Origin of the sequence: Agrobacterium sp. DSM 25558, from assembly GCF_900100825.1 — a bacterium.
Classification (GTDB): Bacteria; Pseudomonadota; Alphaproteobacteria; order Rhizobiales; family Rhizobiaceae; genus Agrobacterium.
Genome location: NZ_FMUD01000014.1, coordinates 84,891 through 103,476, shown reverse-complemented (window position 1 = coordinate 103,476; position 18,586 = coordinate 84,891). Strand labels below are relative to the sequence as shown.

The 18,586-nt window shown below is 57.3% G+C and carries 18 protein-coding genes; 8 read left to right on the top strand and 10 right to left on the bottom strand.

Annotated features, from left to right (window positions below):
* Positions 1–105 precede the first annotated feature (105 nt).
* Positions 106–1,737 carry a glucose-6-phosphate isomerase gene (pgi, locus tag DSM25558_RS13780; RefSeq protein WP_077105331.1) on the bottom strand — a complete coding sequence of 544 codons (1,632 nt, stop codon included), beginning with the start codon at positions 1,735–1,737 and terminating at the stop codon, positions 106–108.
* A 106-nt stretch (positions 1,738–1,843) separates the two neighbouring features.
* Positions 1,844–3,547 (bottom strand): long-chain-fatty-acid--CoA ligase, encoded by a 1,704-nt coding sequence (locus DSM25558_RS13775; RefSeq protein WP_371479977.1) that lies wholly within the window; start codon positions 3,545–3,547, stop codon positions 1,844–1,846.
* Positions 3,548–3,837: 290 nt separating this feature from the next.
* Here DSM25558_RS13775 and DSM25558_RS13770 point away from each other — a divergent pair, with 290 nt between their 5' ends.
* From DSM25558_RS13770 to DSM25558_RS13750, 5 genes are all read left to right on the top strand, one after another.
* Positions 3,838–4,890: an ABC transporter ATP-binding protein gene (locus tag DSM25558_RS13770; RefSeq protein ID WP_077105329.1), complete on the top strand. Its 1,053-nt coding sequence runs from the start codon at positions 3,838–3,840 to the stop codon at positions 4,888–4,890.
* Positions 4,891–5,038: 148 nt separating this feature from the next.
* The gene (locus DSM25558_RS13765; protein WP_077105328.1) at positions 5,039–6,046 is read left to right on the top strand and encodes a Fe(3+) ABC transporter substrate-binding protein; all 1,008 of its coding nucleotides are present in this window, start codon (positions 5,039–5,041) and stop codon (positions 6,044–6,046) included.
* A gap of 262 nt (positions 6,047–6,308) precedes the next feature.
* Positions 6,309–7,985 (top strand): ABC transporter permease, encoded by a 1,677-nt coding sequence (locus DSM25558_RS13760; protein ID WP_083716452.1) that lies wholly within the window; start codon positions 6,309–6,311, stop codon positions 7,983–7,985.
* Between the two features lie 96 nt (positions 7,986–8,081).
* Entirely contained in the window at positions 8,082–8,363 is a 282-nt protein-coding gene (locus DSM25558_RS13755; RefSeq protein WP_077105363.1) for a DUF2218 domain-containing protein, read from the top strand.
* Positions 8,364–8,486: 123 nt separating this feature from the next.
* Positions 8,487–8,879 carry a PRC-barrel domain-containing protein gene (locus DSM25558_RS13750; RefSeq protein ID WP_077105327.1) on the top strand — a complete coding sequence of 131 codons (393 nt, stop codon included), beginning with the start codon at positions 8,487–8,489 and terminating at the stop codon, positions 8,877–8,879.
* Positions 8,880–9,042: 163 nt separating this feature from the next.
* Here DSM25558_RS13750 and DSM25558_RS13745 read toward each other — a convergent pair whose 3' ends face one another.
* The 4 genes from DSM25558_RS13745 to DSM25558_RS13730 all read right to left on the bottom strand — a co-directional run bounded on the left by DSM25558_RS13745 (position 9,043) and on the right by DSM25558_RS13730 (position 13,013).
* Complete coding sequence (locus tag DSM25558_RS13745; protein ID WP_077105326.1) at positions 9,043–9,288, bottom strand: DUF982 domain-containing protein; 246 nt, start codon at positions 9,286–9,288, stop codon at positions 9,043–9,045.
* 344 nt (positions 9,289–9,632) lie between these two features.
* Positions 9,633–10,850, bottom strand: coding sequence for an SAM-dependent methyltransferase (locus DSM25558_RS13740; RefSeq protein ID WP_077105325.1), 1,218 nt, complete (start codon positions 10,848–10,850; stop codon positions 9,633–9,635).
* A complete protein-coding gene (locus DSM25558_RS13735; RefSeq protein ID WP_077105324.1) occupies positions 10,837–11,655 on the bottom strand; it encodes a DUF1365 domain-containing protein in 819 nt (272 codons plus the stop codon). Before DSM25558_RS13735 ends, DSM25558_RS13740 begins: the two co-directional genes overlap by 14 nt.
* The gene (locus DSM25558_RS13730) at positions 11,652–13,013 is read right to left on the bottom strand and encodes an NAD(P)/FAD-dependent oxidoreductase (RefSeq protein ID WP_077105323.1); all 1,362 of its coding nucleotides are present in this window, start codon (positions 13,011–13,013) and stop codon (positions 11,652–11,654) included. Before DSM25558_RS13730 ends, DSM25558_RS13735 begins: the two co-directional genes overlap by 4 nt.
* Before the next feature lie 119 nt (positions 13,014–13,132).
* Here DSM25558_RS13730 and DSM25558_RS13725 point away from each other — a divergent pair, with 119 nt between their 5' ends.
* Genes DSM25558_RS13725 through DSM25558_RS13715 form a run of 3 tightly spaced genes read left to right on the top strand, consistent with a single transcriptional unit; the run spans position 13,133 to position 14,875 of the window.
* On the top strand, positions 13,133–13,810 hold the full coding sequence (locus DSM25558_RS13725; protein ID WP_083716450.1) for a sigma-70 family RNA polymerase sigma factor: 678 nt from the start codon (positions 13,133–13,135) through the stop codon (positions 13,808–13,810).
* Positions 13,807–14,466, top strand: a complete 660-nt coding sequence (locus tag DSM25558_RS13720; protein ID WP_077105322.1) for a ChrR family anti-sigma-E factor — start codon at positions 13,807–13,809, stop codon at positions 14,464–14,466. The genes DSM25558_RS13725 and DSM25558_RS13720 overlap by 4 nt, the downstream gene beginning before the upstream one ends.
* 13 nt (positions 14,467–14,479) lie before the next feature.
* Entirely contained in the window at positions 14,480–14,875 is a 396-nt protein-coding gene (locus tag DSM25558_RS13715; RefSeq protein ID WP_077105321.1) for a DUF2177 family protein, read from the top strand.
* Here the strand turns inward: DSM25558_RS13715 and DSM25558_RS13710 are convergent.
* Genes DSM25558_RS13710 through DSM25558_RS13695 form a run of 4 tightly spaced genes read right to left on the bottom strand, consistent with a single transcriptional unit; the run spans position 14,860 to position 18,574 of the window.
* Positions 14,860–16,245 carry an FGGY-family carbohydrate kinase gene (locus DSM25558_RS13710; RefSeq protein WP_077105320.1) on the bottom strand — a complete coding sequence of 462 codons (1,386 nt, stop codon included), beginning with the start codon at positions 16,243–16,245 and terminating at the stop codon, positions 14,860–14,862. The genes DSM25558_RS13715 and DSM25558_RS13710 overlap by 16 nt on opposite strands.
* The gene (rhaM, locus tag DSM25558_RS13705; protein WP_077105319.1) at positions 16,242–16,565 is read right to left on the bottom strand and encodes an L-rhamnose mutarotase; all 324 of its coding nucleotides are present in this window, start codon (positions 16,563–16,565) and stop codon (positions 16,242–16,244) included. Before rhaM ends, DSM25558_RS13710 begins: the two co-directional genes overlap by 4 nt.
* A 3-nt stretch (positions 16,566–16,568) precedes the next feature.
* Positions 16,569–17,576 (bottom strand): ABC transporter permease, encoded by a 1,008-nt coding sequence (locus DSM25558_RS13700; protein WP_077105318.1) that lies wholly within the window; start codon positions 17,574–17,576, stop codon positions 16,569–16,571.
* A complete protein-coding gene (locus tag DSM25558_RS13695; protein WP_077105317.1) occupies positions 17,573–18,574 on the bottom strand; it encodes an ABC transporter permease in 1,002 nt (333 codons plus the stop codon). Before DSM25558_RS13695 ends, DSM25558_RS13700 begins: the two co-directional genes overlap by 4 nt.
* Between the last annotated feature and the right edge of the window lie 12 nt (positions 18,575–18,586).

The following is an 18,586-nucleotide window of genomic DNA, read 5'->3' as shown; positions in this document are numbered from 1 at the left end:
ATTTTCAAACGTTGGGCCAATGAAGCAATGGACCAAAACAAAACCCGCCGGATAGATCGGCGGGTTTGTCTGTTGTCTCAAGCTGTCATCTTTGCGTAAGGCAACTCAGCCGTTTTTCGCCAGTCCGGCCAATGTTTTCACCAGGCCCTGCGTCGAGCTGTCGTGACCTTCAGCGCTTTCCTTGCCTTCCACGACAGGCAGCAGGCCGGTTGCGAGTTCCTTGCCCAGTTCCACACCCCATTGGTCGAAGGAGTTGATGCGGAACAGAACACCTTCAACAAACACACGATGTTCGTAAAGCGCGATCAGGCGACCGAGCGCAAACGGCGTCAGCGTGTCGTAGACGAAGGTGATCGAGGGGCGGTTGCCGGTGAAGACGCGGTGAGGGGCAATAAAATCGGCTTTTTTGTCGTCCATGCCCTTGGATGTCAGCTGTTCTTTCGCTTCTGCCAGCGTGCGGCCCTTCATCAGGGCTTCCGATTGCGCAAGGCAATTGGCGATCAGCAATTGGTGCTGGTGGCGCAGTTCCGGCTCAAAACCATTGGCGGCAATCATGAATTCGGCGGGAATGACGCTCGTGCCCTGATGGATGAGCTGGTAGAAAGCGTGCTGACCGTTGGTGCCAGGCTCCCCCCAGACAACCGGGCCGGACTGGCCTTCGACGGGTGTGCCATCGATGGTGACGCCCTTGCCGTTTGATTCCATGTCGAGCTGTTGCAGATAGGCCGGGAAGCGCGACAGCCGCTGATCATAGGGCAGAATGGCGCGGGTCGAATAGTCCAGCACGTTGCGGTGATAAAAACCGATGAGGCCGAGCAGCATGGGCAGGTTCTGGCGCACCGGTGCCTGACGGAAATGCGTGTCCATGGCGTGGGCGCCATCCAGGAACTTGCCGAAATTGTCGGGGCCGATGGCGATCATCAGCGGCAGGCCGATGGCCGACCAGATGGAGTAGCGACCACCCACCCAATCCCAGAAACCGAAGACGCGTTCGCTATCGATGCCGAACTTGGCAACCTTGTCGAGAGCTGTGGAAACGGCGCAGAAGTGATGTTTGACGGCGTCTTCGCCCAGCGTGTCGGCGATGAATTTGCGGGCCGTCGCCGCATTGGTCATCGTCTCGATGGTGGTGAAGGTTTTCGATGCGATGATGAAAAGCGTGGTTTCTGCATCGACCAGCTTCAGGGTATCGGCAATATGTGCGCCATCGATGTTGGAGACGAAATGCGCGCGCGGACCATCATGAAACGGTGCCAGCGCCAGCGTTGCCATGACCGGGCCGAGATCGGAGCCGCCGATACCGATATTGACGATATCGGTGATCTTCTTGCCCGTCGCACCCTTGAGCGCACCGGAGCGGGTGGCATCGGCAAATTTGCCCATGGCGGCAAGGACGCCGTTCACATCAGGCATCACATCCTTACCATCAACGAGGACAGGCGTGTTTGAACGGTTGCGAAGTGCGGTGTGCAGCACGGCGCGGCCCTCGGTGAAGTTGATCTCCTTGCCGGAGAACATCTCCTCGCGCTTGGTCTCGACGCCGCCATCGATGGCAAGCTTTTCGAGAAGCGACAAAACGTCTTCATTCACCGCGCATTTGGAGTAATCCATCACCAGATCGTCGAAGCGGGCGCTGAACCGTTCGAAACGTTTATCGTCGGCGGCGAAAGCGGCGCGAAGATCGGTGGCCTTGGTCTTCGCGGCGGTGGATTTCAGGTTTTCGACGATGGCCTGCATGGAATGCTCCTCATGCTCCGGGAAAGGATGAGGAAACTATTCTTTTTCATCGGGCTAAATCAAGGCGCTATCATCAAATCGATTGAAATATCGCAAAGCACACCAATCAGTTAGCCAGCTTTCGAAGTTCGCGGCGCAGAATCTTGCCGACATTGGTCTTGGGCAATTCCGCGATGAACTCGATATGCTTGGGGCGCTTGTAGTTGGTCAGGCTGATCGCGCAAAAGGCTTTGAGGTCTTCGGCGGTCAAGGCAGGGTCCTTTTTGACCACGTAAAGCTTTACCGCTTCGCCGGAATGTTCATCGGTGACACCAACGGCTGCACATTCCTGTACGCCGGGGTGGCCAGCCGCCACCTCTTCGATTTCATTGGGGTAGACGTTGAAACCGGACACCAGGATCATGTCCTTCTTGCGGTCCACGATCTTGGTATAACCGGCGTCATCCATGAAGCCCATGTCGCCGGAACGGAAGAAACCATCCGGTGTCATGACCTTGGCGGTTTCGTCCGGGCGCTGCCAGTAACCGGCCATGACCTGCGGGCCGCGAATGCAGATTTCACCGACTTCGCCGAGCGCCAGGCTATTGCCGTCATCGTCGCGAATGTCGATGTCGGTCGATGGGACTGGCAGACCGATGGTGCCGCTGAAGTCGCTTCGGCCCAGAGGGTTGACCGTGGCGACGGGCGAGGTTTCCGAAAGACCGTAGCCCTCGCAGATATGGGTGCCGGTCACCGACGCCCAACGTTCTGCGACGGGCCGCTGCACGGACATGCCGCCGCCCATGACCAAAACCAGCGAGGAGAGGTCGAGTTTGCGGAAATCCTCATTGTTCAACAGGGCGTTGAACAGCGTGTTGATGGCTGGAAACACATGCGGTGTGTAGCCGGAGAGCTCCTTGACGAAGCCGGGAATGTCACGCGGGTTGGCGATGAGCAGATTGTGCCCGCCAAGTGCCACGCCCATCAGCGAATTCACGGTCAGCGCGAAGATATGGTAGAGCGGCAGAGCGCAGATGAAATTCAACACCTCGGGCCGCTTTTTGTGCAGGAAGACAGCGTCCATCCACAGCGAAATCTGCTGCTTGTTGGCCAACAGGTTGGCGTGGGTCAGAACCGCGCCTTTGGAGATGCCCGTCGTGCCGCCGGTATATTGCAGAAAGGCCACATCTTCCCGGCCGATCTGCGCCGGTTTTAGCTGAAGATTGCGGGATTGGTTGAGCACATCCTTGAAGCTGACGGCCTGCGGCAGGGAATATGCCGGAACCATCTTCTTGACCTTGCGCACCACGAGGTTGACGATATGACCCTTCAAGCCGAGCAGATCGCCCATCGTGGCGACCACGACGTGTTTGACATCGGTGTGCGGCAGCGTCTGCTGAACCACATTGGCAAAATTTTCCAGCACGAACAGCGCCTTGGCACCGGAATCCTTGAGCTGATGCGCAAGCTCTCGCGGCGTGTAAAGCGGGTTGACGTTCACCACTGTCAGCCCCGCCCGAAGGATGGCATAGGTCGCAACGGGGTTCTGGAGAATGTTGGGCATCATCACCGCAACGCGGTCGCCTTTTACCAGGCCGATCTGTTGAAGCCAGGCACCGACCTTGCGTGTCTGCTCCTCGAGCTGGCGGTAGGTCAGCGACTTGCCCATGCTGGAAAATGCCTTGCGATCCGCATAAAGCGTGCAGCTTTTTTCCAGAAGTTCTGCAAGAGAAGAATAGCTGGGGTCGGGAAGCTCCGCAGGCACGCCTTGCGGATATGAGGCAAGCCAGGGGCGCGGTATAATGCGCGTTTCCTCGAATCCCAAATTCATGTCGCTCATTCTGTCCTCCCATGCCGGCATTTGCAAAATCTGCAATCCTATCTGCGAGCTCCTCAGCCAAACAGTCATGCATTCGTTCATTTTGCAATCGTAGATGAAGCCTCCAAAACCATCTACTCACATCAGCGTATTTAACTTTGACGTAAACGTCAACTATCGCTCCTTCAAATCCAAAGGCTGATGTGGAGGCATCCCTTGCGGTGCGGAAAAGGATTGGCTTTTGACTTTAATCCTGATTTGCGCAATCAACAAACCACAGGGAAAGCATATGGAAATGGCAAATGTCGGATATCGCCGCGCTACAGCTCAACAGCATCGGAAAGCGTTTTAGCAACGTCGACGTGCTTGAAGATATCGATCTGGCAGTCATGCCCGGTGAGATCATATGTCTGGTCGGTCGGTCCGGTTGCGGCAAATCCACTCTCCTGCGCATCATAGCCGGTGTCGAGACGCCGGATGTCGGTGCCGTCATGATGAACGGGCGGGAAATCGCAGGGCCGACGACCTTCATGGAGCCGGAAAAGCGGCGCATCGGTTTCGTTTTTCAGGATTACGCGCTGTTTCCGCATCTGACGGTCGAGCAGAACGTGCTGTTCGGCTTGAAAGGTCTGACGAAGCCGCAAGCCCGGGCAAGAGCTGCCGATATGATCGAGCATGTGCGCTTGACGGAGCTGGCCAAGCGTTACCCACACACATTGTCCGGTGGCGAGCAGCAGCGTGTCGCCTTGGCGCGGGCCTTGGCTCCCAAGCCGGACATCCTGCTCATGGATGAGCCTTTCTCCAACCTCGACCGCGGGCTCCGCGACAGTGTGCGCGAGGAAACACTCGGTCTGCTGCGTGACCTGAAAACCACCGCCATCATGGTAACGCATGACCCGGAAGAGGCGCTTTCGGCAGGCGACCGCGTGGTCCTCATGCAAAATGGCCGGATCGTGCAGAGCGGCACGGGCTACGAGCTGCACGACAATCCCGTCAGCCGTTATGCTGCCGATTTCTTCTGCGCCTTCAACAAGGTGGAGGGCACGGTCAGAAACGGTCATCTCAACACGCCGATCGGTGACTTTCCTCATAAGGGCGATCTGCGCGAGGGCGCCAAAGCCTTCGCCTATATCCGCCCCAGTTCGATCACCATTTCGACCCCTGACACTGGCACGGATATTTCCGGGCGGATCACCAACCGGGTGTTCATGGGTGAGATCGAGCAGGTGTCGGTCAGCGTCGGGGGTCTTGCGCAGGATTTGCGGGTTCGCAGCATGCGCCGAAGCCCTGTGGATGTCCGAGATGTCAGCATTTCGATCGCGAAGGACAGTGTCCTGATGTTTACTTCCGATTGAATTTCGTTTTTTCTATCCTTTAAAAGGCATCATATTCAACTCATAGTGATGATATCCCCCTAAAAACCACTGGTTATAACTTGATTTAATCGATCAGGTATGGTGCATGCATCTCCAACATCATTTTCACGTCACGAGGGGGATAGACATGACATCATTGACCGTTACCGCGATCGCGCTTCTGGCAAGCACGGTTGCCGCAAACGCGGCGGAGCTGAACATCTATACGACGCGCGAACCAGCGCTGATCCAGCCGCTGCTCGAAGCCTTTACCAAGGAAAGCAGCGTCAAGGTCAACACCGTGTTCCTGAAGGACGGTCTCGCCGAGCGCGTTCTCAGCGAAGGCGCAAGCTCACCCGCTGACGTTCTGATGACGGTGGATGCCGGTAATCTGGTTGATCTGGTCGACAAGGGTGTGACGCAGCCGGTCGAATCCGACGTGCTGACCAAGGCCATCCCAGCTGAACTGCGCGACGCTAAGGGCAACTGGTTTGCGCTTTCCATGCGCGCCCGCGTTCTCTACGCCGCCAAGGATGTTGATGTCTCCTCGTTCAACTACGAAGACCTTGCTGACGCCAAGTGGAAGGGCAAGGTTTGCATCCGCGCCGGCCAGCATCCCTACAACACGGCACTCTTTGCCGATTACATTGCTCACCACGGCGCTGAAGCGACCGAAAAGTGGTTGGCAGGCGTGAAGGACAATCTGGCCCGCAAGGCTGGCGGTGGCGACCGTGATGTTGCCAAGGACATCCTCGGCGGCATTTGCGACATCGGCATCGCCAATTCCTACTATGTCGGCCTGATGCGCTCTGGCAAGGGTGGCGAAGATCAGGTCAAGTGGGGCGAGGCCATCAAGGTCGTTCTGCCAACCTTCAAGGATGGCGGTACGCAAGTGAATGTTTCTGGTGCAGCTGTTGCCAAGAACGCGCCGAACAAGGCCGAAGCCGTGAAGCTTCTCGAATATCTGGTGTCTGATGAAGCCCAGAAGATTTATGCCGAAGCCAACTACGAATATCCTGTCAAAAAGGGCGCTGGTCTCGACAAGATCGTCGCATCCTTCGGTGACCTGAAGATCGACAGCAAGCCGCTGACGGAAATCGTGTCCCACCGCAAGGAAGCCAGCCAGCTGGTGGATAAGGTCGGCTTCGACAATTAAGGGCGCTCTTTCTTTGGGATTGCGTTTCCTCATGCTCCGTCACACCGTACTCGATACGGGGTCCAGTCAGCCCAAGTCATTAGGTTGAAAGACTCTTTCACCGCGCAGACGCGCGGTACTGGATACCGGCTCGAGGCCGGTATGACGGAGGAGGGGAAGGCAGCCTCTTCACCCATCTCTATGTCAGGCACCCGTTTTCAAGCGGGTGCCTTGCCTGTTTCAAGCAGCCGGTGTTTCCAAACGGCAAAACTTTACGATCAGCATGGTTTCCAACATCAGCACGGCGACTCCGTCAAAACCCAGAGTGCGAATAACCTCCGCATTCTGGTGGCTGTTGGCATCCTGCATCATCGCCGCACTCGCCATGTTGCCGGTTCTGGCGCTGCTATCCGAAGCTATCAAGGGATCATCGGGGCTGTGGCAGCATCTGACCGACACCGTTCTGGCAACGGCGCTTCCTGAAACGCTGATCCTTCTGCTGGGCGTTGGCCTACTGGCGGGCATTCTCGGCACGACAAGTGCCTGGCTGGTCAGCGCCTATGATTTTCGCGGACGAAAGCTGCTGGAGTGGGCTTTGCTACTGCCACTGGCGATGCCCACCTACATCATCGCCTATACCTATCTCGATATTCTGCACCCGCTCGGGCCGGTGCAGGGAGCGGTGCGATTTCTGCTCGGATATTCCAGCCCACGCGAATTTCGGCTGCCGGATATCCGCTCGATGACGGGCTGCATCCTTTTGCTCGGTTTCGTGCTTTATCCTTACGTCTATATCCCTGTCAGGGCGATGTTTTTGACGCAGGCCGGAAATCTTCTGGATGCCGCGCGTATGCTCGGCACCTCAAGACACGCCCTGTTTCTCAAAGTGGCAGTGCCACTTGCCCGGCCTGCCATTGCCGTTGGTGTGAGCCTGGCGTTGATGGAAGCGCTGAACGATATCGGTGCATCGGAATTCTTGGGCGTGCGTACGCTGACCGTGTCGATCTACACGACCTGGGTCACCAAGTCGGATCTGCCCGGCGCGTCACAGATTGCCCTGTTCATGCTGCTTCTGGTCGTAGCCCTAGTTGCGATGGAACGATGGGCGCGCCGCAGCCAACGCTATTCTACGTCAGCCCAGAAAAGCGCCGTTCTGGCCCCGCTTCAGCTCCAAGGCCTGCGCGGCTGGCTGGCCTTCGGGCTTGGAACGGTCCCGATCCTGATCGGCTTTGTCGCGCCGGCCACCTACCTTGTGGTCGAGGCCTTGAAGCGGTTCCAATTCAGTGGCCTGTCGTCGCGCTTTGCCGGAGAGGCGGCGAATACCATCGTCTTTGCCGGAATTGCCACCGTCGTAACTGTCGGCGCGGGGCTGGTGGTTGCCTATGCGATGCGCTTGTCACCCGGCAAGGTGTCGCTTTGGTCCTTCCGCCTGGCGACGGTCGGCTATGCCGCACCCGGAACCGTCATCGCCATTGGCGTGCTGATCGCGCTGGGTGGTTTCGACCGGTTTGTCGATCAAACAATCCAGCAATGGTTCGGCGTATCGACCGGTCTCTTGCTGATCGGCAGCGGATCTGCGCTGATCTTTGCCTATGTGACACGTTTTCTGACGATTGCAGGTGGCGGCATCGATGCGGGGCTCAGCCGCATTCCGCTCTCCTTCGATCAGGCGTCGCGCACCCTTGGCCGCACCGCGACCGCCACTTTCCGCAGCGTTCACCTGCCATTGTCGAAAGCGGCGATGGCTGCTGCCGCATTGCTGGTGTTCGTAGATTGCGTGAAGGAACTTCCAGCCACGCTGCTTCTGCGCCCGCTGAATTTCGAAACCTTCGCCACCCATCTCTATGGGGAAGCGGCACGTGGCACCTACGAAGAAGCCTCCATTGCGGCACTGGCCATCGTGCTGATCGGCATTCTGCCCGTGGTGTTGCTTGCCCGTGTTGGCCGTGTGCGGACGTAAACGATCCGCGCTTTGTGACCGTCTTTTCATTTGCCAAATCTTTTCGCTGCGAATAATCATGATAAAATTAATCATGTTTATATGGAAGGAAGCGATATGCTGGAAGCAAAATCTGAACTGGTAACGGAAAGCGGCGGCAAATATCTCGTCCAGCTTTTCAAACATTTCGCGCATAAGATCGAGGTCAACTACTCCGATAGTCACGGGGAGTGCGCCTTCGATTTCGGCACTGCCAGCCTCGATGCGGAACCGGCAAGCCTGAAGATTGCCGTGACTGCGCCGGACGAAGAGAAACTCGAGCGGGCGAAATCGGTCGTCGAAAGTCACCTGCTGCGCTTTGCGTTTCGTGAAAACGTAGACAAACTCGACTGGCATTGAGGAGAATTCCAAACGCTTGATACGACGTTCGGACATCACGTTGTGGACACTTTAACGGAACGATTTCGGCGTCGCTGGGTTTACAAACCATAACGAATACAAAACCTAAGGAGGAAATACGTTATGGTACATCATGAACCTCGCGCCGGTCAGGACCCTTACGTCAAGGATACACCAAGCTTTATCGCCAGTGATAAAGTCGAGGGTACAAGCGTATACGGTGCCGATAGCAAGAAGATTGGTTCCATCCAGCGCATTATTCTCGAAAAGCGTGGCGGTCGCGTTGCCTATGCTGTTCTTAGCTTCGGCGGATTCCTAGGGATTGGTGACGATTACTACCCACTGCCATGGGAAAAGTTGCACTATGACGAAGAGCTTGATGGCTATCGCATCGATCTGACGAAAGAGCAGATCGAGAACGGTCCGAGATATGCCAATCGCGACGATGATAGCATGTTCGGCAATGATGACCGGAAGGTCTACGACTATTATGGCGTACCGCCGTACTGGATGTAACATCCGAGGACGAAACGATGGCCCCGATCGGGGCCATCACTACGTTTGGGCGGCATGTCGCCCGGCAAAGAGTTTTGTCGGTGACGACAGTTTCTCAAAACAAATTTCTAGCAACACGAATGGCCCCATAAGGGGCCATTTGCTCATTAGCTTTGATCTCTGCTCAATGAGGCTTTTTGCTTCTCGCTTCCGAGACGGCATCCTCGAAGCACTTGCGTGCTTCTTCGGGTGTCTTGCGTCCGTCAAGCGCTGCGCGGCAGGCGCTACGGGCTCGAACGAACGTCAGCCCGCGCGTATGCGGCCAATCTTCAGTGAGAAGTGCCAGGGCATCGAACGGCCCGGCAATAATGTTCTTGTTCGTTGTGTCGAAATTCACTTCGACAGGCTCTGTCCATCTTGTCAGTTTCATCGGACGCCTCCCTAACAGCCCATGTCAACGTACTGAGCGTCAACATGGTTCCCGTTAGGGAGGATATTTCACTTTTTCAAATTTACAATCTTAAAGTTGTTATTAGCGAAATCCGAAGAAGGACAGAATGGCGAGAACAATAACGACGAGGCCGACGATGTAGATAATCTGGTTCATGGAACATACTCCGCGTTGAGAACCGGACGAGCCGGAAAGTCTGTTCCGAAACGTTCGATGCTAAAATAAAGACACTCATCGTAACGTGAGTGTCTTTGCGAAGTTCCATGAAGCTTCTATTTTTCGTTGTGCACGAGCATATTGTGCCCTGTCGCATGAGGCAGAAATCAGAACGCTTTCAGCTGAAACTGAACGACATCGATTGTCCCCGCCCGGAAACCGGCTGCGCAGTAGTGAAGGTAATATTGCCACATCCTGCGGAAGCGCTCGTCGAAACCGAGGGGCTCTATGCGTTGCCAATTGTTGACGAAGGCACGGTCCCACAGCATCAGCGTGTGATCATAATCCTTACCGAAACGCAGCATATCCGGCACAGTAAAGCCCTCGACTGCGGCAGCTTCGCGGAAGGCAGTGATGGTTGGCAGCATCCCGCCCGGGAAAATGTAGGTCTGGATGAAGTCGGCGTTACGACGATAGTCATCGAAGCGGGTTTCATCGATGGTGATGACCTGCACCATGGCCTCGCCGCCGGGAGCCAGCAACTCCCGCACGCGGCGGAAATACGTCGGCCAGTTTTCCTCACCCACCGCTTCAAACATCTCGATCGAGACGATCTTGGAATAACGGCCTTGGCAATCGCGGTAATCCTCGAGGCGTATGTCGGTGCGGTCGGACATGCTGGCCTTTGCGAGACGGTTTTTCGCGAAATCGGCCTGCTCTCGCGAAAGGGTAAGGCCGGTGACACGGCATCCCGTCTTGCCAACGGCGTATTCGGCAAAACCGCCCCAGCCGCAGCCTATTTCCAGAACGTGATCGTCAGGACCGATCTTCAACTGCTCGACAATGCGGTCATATTTGGCGTTCTGCGCATCTGCCAGGCTTTGTCCCGGCGTCTGAAACAGGGCCGAGGAATAGGTCATCGTTTCATCCAGCCAAGTCGAATAAAAACGATTGCCGAGATCATAGTGGAAGGAAATGTTGCGGCGGCTGCCGGACTTCGAATTGCGGCGCAGGCGGTGGCGGAGATAGGCGAAGGCGGAGAAGATTTTCGATGGCTCGGAGACTGAAGACCAGTTCTTCTCGTTGGCGATAGCGACTTCCAGAAGCGCCGCGATGTCGGGCGTATCCCAATCTCCGTCGATATAGGCCTGGGCAAAGCCGAGGCTGCCGCCCATCAACAACCGGCGCACGACGCGGCCGCGGTTGAGCGATATCACACCGTGTGCGCCGGGCTCACTGCCCTTGACGACGTATTCATAGCCGCCCGGAAAAATGACAGTCAGGCGGCCTTGGGTCATGTTGTTCAAACGGCGGCAGATCATTCGCTGCCAAAGAGGTGCGTCTTCCATGAGAAACGGTACAGTCTCCTGCTCAGCGTGGCTCATTTTTCAAGTCTCCCATGGTTCCCGCATGTTGCGCGACGATAGAGCTGGCAACGCGGTTTTTTGCAGCCTTGTGGCGATAGATCGGATTGCCTTTTGCCCATAGCAAAAGGGCCTCCCAGTGGATTGCGCCCATGATCTTCAAGGTCATCAGCGGGTATGACAGCAGGGCGCGCAGCAGTGCAACGCCCGTCAATGGACGACGCTCGCCAGCAAAGGAGGCGAACAGCAGATCACCCTGTTGATCGCGCTCGTTGATAGCGACCAGAACCTTTTCAGAGGGCGGCAGAATGCGGAAATCATAGGTGCATTCCATTGGCACGAAGGGCGAAACATACATTTCCTTGGCGCAGGAATGCCGCACCGTGCCGTTCTGGTTGGCACCGGTTGGAATGATGTAGGTGTGGCGCTCGTGAAAGGTGTTTCTGACTTCGTAGAGAATGGCCACAAGGCGGTCTTCGTCATGGCAAAAATACACGGTCAGAGGATTGAAGACGTAACCGAAGATGCGCGGGTAGCACAGCATGTCCACACGCAGCTTGTCCTGCGGAACGTCGATATCTGCATCCGCCAAATGGTGCGCGACCCAGCGCTTCAGGCCACCTTTTTCGCCGACCCCGTGATCGCTGTCGTGAAAGCTGAACACTGACCATCTGTTATAGCCGAACAAGCGCAAGCCCTTGTCCAGCAGCGGCAACTCATCCAAATCCAGCAGCAGCGAAAATACGCGGTAGCGCATTTTGTGGGCGTGCGGGCGGTGGCGCGCATGCACGACGTGTCCGGCATAGATGGCGGAGCGCAACGTCATGATGCCAGCGCCTTTTCCGGGGCGAGGAAGATGCGGCCGGATTCGTTTTCGACGGTCCACGGACGTCTGACGCCGCCCAGCGCTTCGGCCACGGCAAGGCCCGATTGCAGACCATCCTCATGGAAGCCGCTGCCGAAATGGGCACCGCAGAACCACGTATTGCGCCGACCCTGCAGGCTCCACAATTGCTTTTGCGCGTCGAGTGCCTTGGTGTCAAACAGCGGATGCGTATAATCGAAGGCGCGGATCAGCTTGGCCGGATCGATGGGGCGAGACGGATTGAGTGTGACAAACAGCGGTGTTTTCTCATCGATGTTCTGAAGCCGGTTCATCCAGTAGGTCACGCACAACTGTTCGGTGCCGGTGGAGTTGGGCTCGCTGAGGTAGTTCCAGCTGGACCAGACATTGCGGCGTTTCGGCATCAGGCTTTCGTCGGAATGCAGCACGGCGGCGTTGCGGGTATAGTCGAAAGCGCCCAGCAACGAGCGCTCCTGCTCATCCGCATCCGGCAACAGGGCCAGAGCCTGATCGGCATGAGTGGCGATAACCACATCGTCAAATGTCAAAAGCTGACCCGCGCGGTCCAGCACCTTCACACCATCGCCGCTGCGCTGCACGCCTGCAATCTGGCTGTCGACAACAACCGTTCCTCTGAACTGAGACATCAGGCGCGAGACATATTCGCGACTTCCGCCTTTGACGGTGCGCCATTGCGGGCGATCGGCAAGCTGCACAAGTCCGTGGTTGACGAAAAAGCGGATGAAGGCCTGCAAGGCGTAGCTGCGCATATCGGCTGCCGTCGTCGACCAGATCGCAGCACCCATCGGCAGCAGGTGGTCGTCAACGAAGCTTAGGGAATAACCGTTCGCGTCGAGGTAATCACCCAGGCTGATCGTCTGCAACGACGGGTCCTTGAGAAGATCGGGGGCCTGTTTGTAAAAGCGCATCACATCGCGCACCATCGACCAGAAGCGCGGGCGCAGTAGGTTGGATCGCTGTCCGAAAAGGCCGTTGATATCAGTGCCCGAATATTCCATCTGCCCGCCGCGCAGTGATGCGGCAAAGGACATGTCGGAGGCAGACGTCTCGACGCCCAAATGGTCGAGCAATGCCACAAGGTTTGGATAATTGCGCTCGTTATAGACGATAAAGCCGGTGTCGACGGCAATCGCCGCCTTGCCGGGCTGGTCCACGGAAACCGTGTTGGCATGGCCGCCGAGCCTGCCTTCGGCTTCGAACAATGTCACATCCGCGGACTTGTCCAGCAACCAAGCGGCGGAAAGGCCTGATATGCCAGAGCCGATGACGGCGATGCGGCGTCGGGCAGGCTTGTTGCTGGTGGCTGTTGTGACGTCCATGATGTCGGTTCCGCATTTATTATGTCAGTCAATACGAGCGGGGCGAGCCAGTGGATTGCTGAACACGCATTTTTTTGTTCGGGGTGATCCGCTGATGATCTGCCGGCGTAATCCGTTTCATGACAATAAACGTTTCCATAGCTGCCCCTGCATGGCAATATATGACGCGCGAGCGGAACAGTCCGGTTGCGGGCAAGCTGTTTGGAAGCGGAGTGAAGCCGATCCGCATGAATGATATCGCCAAGAACAATATCGAAAGCGAATGTCCGGCCCTGATAAGGGCAGTTGCTTCCGAGCGAAGCGTCGAGGCTTTCGAGACGCTTTTCCGGTATTACGGACCGCGCGTGCGGACTTATATGTTACGGCAGGTGCGCGATGCACAGGCCGCCGAGGAACTGATGCAGGAAACCATGATAACGGTCTGGAACAAGGCTGCCTTGTTCGACCCCGCCCGCGGCAACGTCTCGGCTTGGATATTCAGAATTGCCAGAAATCTGCGCATAGATGCACACCGCAAGAACAAGCGTCCGGAATTCGATTTCAACGATCCGGCCTTCGTGAAGGACGATGCGCCTGCTGCCGATACGCAGCTTGAAGAGGTGCAGGATGCACAACGTCTGCACCGCGCGCTGGCGCAGTTGCCACAGGAACAGCTTGATCTGTTGAAACGCTCATTTTTCGATGAAGTATCCCATAGCGCGATCGCCGAACAACTCGGCCTTCCCGTGGGTACCGTCAAATCACGCATTCGGCTGGCCTTCGCCAAGCTGCGGACTGCACTGGAGTCACGCACATGAGTGTACGGCACCACGTTAGCGATGAGTTGCTGTTGGATTACGCTTCGGGAAGCTTAGGCGAAAGCTGGAGCCTAGCTGTCTCGACCCATCTGGCCCTGTGTCCCGAGAGCCGCCAGCGACTTTCCGCGATGGAAATGACCGGCGGCGCGCTTCTGGATGATATCGGCCCCACGCGGGATGCTTCCGGTGCCGATTGGGAAAAGATACGCACGCTGTTGCAGCCGAACATGAAGACCGTGGTTTCTGAGTTGCCAGCCAAGCAGTCCATCAACGCCGTTTTGCCGGAACCGTTGCGCTCCTATGCGGGTGGCGATGTGGACGTGCTGAAATGGAAACAGCTTGGTCCCGGCGCTTACCACTTTCCTATTCCCACCAGCGATGGTGAGGCGATCGTCCGCTTGCTGCGCATACCGGCGGGCAAGCCCGTACCGGAACACAGCCACGGTGGACGGGAACTGACGGTCGTGCTGGCCGGAAGCTTCATGGATGGCAAGGACGTGTTTCGCCGTGGGGACTTCGAAGAGGCGGATGAGGATCTGACACATCAGCCTGTGGCGGGTGAGGGTGAAGACTGCATCTGCCTTGCGGTGACGGACGCACCACTGAAATTCAAGAGTTGGCTGGTCCGCCTGTTGCAGCCGGTTCTCGGCATTTAAGGACAATAAGACGATGGAATTGATAATCGCCTATATCGGCACGGCCATTGTCTTTTTTGGTCTGGATTTCGTCTGGCTGTCGAAGTCATCGAGCTTTTACAAGCGCGAGATCGGCCCGCTTCTGTTGCCCAAACCTAATTTCGCCGCCGCCGGTATCTTCTACCTGTTTTACATCGCCGGCGTCGTCTATTTTGCCGTTGTCCCTGCCATCGATGGTGGCGGGTGGAGCAAGGCTCTCATTGCGGGCGCTATCCTTGGCGGCTTTGCCTATGGCACCTATGACATGACCAATCTTTCCACCCTGAAGGGCTGGTCGTGGCGTTTGTGCGTGGCAGATATTCTCTGGGGAACGTTCCTGACAGGCCTCGCTGCCACCGGCGGTTTCTGGCTGGTTCAGGCTATCGCGTAATCGGCTTCCACCATCTCCCGCCATCTGTCGTAGTAGATCGAGAGGCCGTGTCGCGGCTGCACCGCGTGATAGGATTGGCGTGGTGCATGGCGGGTGGCAAGCAGTGCCGCACCCAGTGCCGTGCCTGAAGGGCTGTTGCTATCCGTTACCAGCACATCCGATCCGGTCATTGCCGCCAGCGCTTGCGTATAGACGCCATTGCTGCCGAACGGGCCTTCCACGATGGTCGTTTGCGCATCGCCAACCAGCGCAAGGCAGGACGCCGTCATCATTGCGGCATAGAGGCTGGCCGCAACATGGCGTTCCGCGTCGCTGCGTGGTTCGTTCAACCACTGGCCTTTGCGACCGGGGTACGGACCCGACCCCTCCACGGCATTTGGCAGATAGAGAATCTCATCAGCCAGCACCGCGTCCAGCGCCGCCTCACGCTCAGCCTCGCTCGGCGGTTTTATACCCGCCGTCAGCATCTCGAATTCCCGCCCGCCCATGAAGCGTGCCGAGGGAACCGGCTTTCCGAAAGCATCGACATTGACCAGCGTATCGCGGGCCGGGTCCAGCTTTTCAAGCGATGCACCGACACCGAAGCAGATGACCCATGTTCCCGTGGAAACCACCGAAAACGGCTCCTTGCGCACCATCAGATGCGGCAGCAGCGACGCATTGGAATCATGCAGCCCGCAATAAACAGGCATGTCGTGGTCGACGCCGATTTTCACCGCGACATCCGGCAGGACCGGCCCAGGTGAATCGAAAGCGGAGCGCACTGGTGCCAGTAATTCAGCAATGCCAAGCGTTTCCGGCAGGCTCGAAAACGTTGACTTGCCCGGTTGCCAAAGATCGGTGTGGCAGCCCAGCGATGTCGCCTCGTTGGCTTTCACGCCGGTCAACCGATAGGCCCAATATTGCGGATAGGTCAGGATGTCGGTGACATCAGTGAAGGCATCGGCAAACGCCGTCTTCTGATAATGCAGCTGCGCCCCGACATTCAGCCCCATGGGTAGCGCGGGGGAGAAGGTTTCCTCAAAAGGCGGACGTAGTGCGGCATAGGCTTTTTGAATGTCGTCGGGATAGCTGTGTTCGTAATCGAGAACCGGCAGCGCCAGATCACCCTCGCCATTCAGAAGCGCTGCACTCGCCCCATGGGTGGTGATCGAAATGGCCTGATATCCCGGCTCCACGAGAAACGCCGCCAGCCCATCGATGATGAAACTCCACAGCGTCTCGATATCGTAATGCGGGTAGGGCGGGGCGCTCAGCACCCTGTTGGCGATCTTGCGGGAGGCGATTTCCTCGCCGCTCTCGCCATCGACCACGATCAGCTTGGCGTGCGTCTTGCCGATATCGATGACGGCGACATTCTTGATGGTCATGGCAGGTGAAACAACGTCACGAGGTCGCTCGCAACCGGGGAATTATCCGGGTTGCTGTCCATGATATCAGCCATATGCGCCCACCAGCGTTTCATCACCGGGTGGTCGGGTAGCGCGGCCATGTCGTGGCTTTTCGGACGGGTCAAAACGCCAAACAGGATGTTAGTTTCCGGGTCGAGGTGAATGGAATAATCGCTGACGCCCGCTTCATGCAGCAGCGCGACCAGTTCAGGCCAAATCTCGTCATGGCGCTTCCGGTATTCGGCCTCCATACCGGGAAAGAGCTTCATCTTGAAGGCGTGTTTTTCGAGTTCTGACATGGTCTACCTCATGGCCCGCAGACGGCGCACGACGATGGGAATGGCGATGGTGATGATGAGAAGCAGCCCGACGAAGATCGACATGACGATGCCGGGCACGTTGAGAAGGCCAAGCCCGAAGGTGACGAGGCCCATGACGAAAGCCGCTATCACCACGCCGCCAATGGTGCCGGAACCGCCGAGAATGGAGACCCCTCCCAGCACCACCATGGTCACCACTTCCAGCTCCCACCCTTGCGCGATGGAGGGGCGGGTGGAGCCGAGGCGCGAAGTAAGGCAGACGGCGGCGATGCCGCTCATCAGGCCGGTCAACAGAAACAGGATGAACTTCACCCGCTCCACCGGAATGCCGGAAAAGCGTGCGGCAAAGGGATTGGTGCCGATGACGAAGACCTGACGACCGAAATTCGTGGCGTGCAGCAAAATGGCGAAGATGACGGCCATGATCACGAACAGCACGAATTCGAAGGATATGACCCAGAACACATAGCCTTGGCCGAAATAGGCAAAGCTTTCTGGGTATTTGCCAAACGCCTGATCGCCCAGCACCAGATAGGAAATGCCACGAAACAGGCTCATCGTGCCGATGGTGACGACTATGGAGGGCAGTTTCAGCCCCGCCACCAGAAAGCCGTTGAAAGCACCACAGACAAGGCCAGTGCCGATGCCGATGGCAACCAGCCCGGGCGTGCCCACGCCCATCTGCACCGCATAACCCATGGCGGTTGAGGCGAGCGCGATGATGGCCGCAACCGACAGATCGATTTCACCGGCGATGATCAGTAGCGCCATGGCGAAGGCGATCAGGGCCTTTTCGGTGAAGTTGAAGGTGGCGTCCGAGAGATTATAGGCATCAAGGAAATAGGGCGATGCGAAGGAGTTGACGATGAAAATCAGGATCGCAACGCCCAGAAGCAGCACTTCCCAGCTGGCCATGATGCGCTTGAATGGCGTGCCGAGCTTGTCTGGAATGACGCGCGGTACTTGAGTTTCCGGTGCGGTCATGCTCATGCCTTGGCCTCCTTGACGGTATCGCTTGCCGCCCTGTCACGCAGAATGATGCGGCCTTTCTTTGCCTCGGCACGCGCGTTGAAGACCACCGCCAGAACGATGACGACGCCCGAGATTGCCATCTGTGCGAAGGGTGAAATGCCGATGACGGGGAGCGCATTCTTGATGACGCCGAGGAACAGCGCGCCCAGCACCGCCCCTGCCACCGAGCCGATGCCACCGGCAATCGAAATGCCGCCGATGACATTGGCCGCAACGCTGTCCAATTCGAAACCCGAGGCGATATCGACATAGGCGACGGCATAACGCGATACCCAGAGATAACTCGCCAGCCCCGCCAAAGCACCCGACAACACGAAGGCCAGAAAGCGCGTACGGCCGACATCGATGCCCGCATAAACAGCGGCCCCTGGATTGCCGCCCGAGGCATAGGCGGAGCGTCCGAAGGAGGTACGCGTCAAAACCAGCCACGCGCCTGCAATGATCAGGATCGCGACCCAAGACAGGACAGGCATGCCCAGAACGGGTGTGCGTGGAACGTTGAGAAATGTCGGCGACATCTGATGCGCATTGACCCACGCGCCACCTGAGAGAACAAAGGCCATGCCGCGATAGATGGTCAGCGTTCCCAGCGTAACGACGATGGAGGGCAGGCCGAGCCACCAGACGAGAATGCCGTTGATCGACCCCAGAAATGCGCCGATGACCACTGCCATGGCAATGAGGAAGGGCAGGGGTATCGAGGGAAAGGCTGCATTGGTCATGGCCACCGCCATACCGGTGAAGGCGAGGTTGGCCGCAACCGAAAGATCAATGGATTTCGTCAGGATCACGCCCATCTGGCCGAGCGCCAGAATGATGAGGATCGACGTGTCATTGAAGATGTTGACGAGATTGGCCGGGCGCTCGAAGCCGGGGGAGCGCAGCGAGAAACCTGCGATCAACAGGATGATGATGCCTGCCAGCAGCCATTCGCGATTTTTGAGCAGTCTTTTCATGGTGTGGCTCCT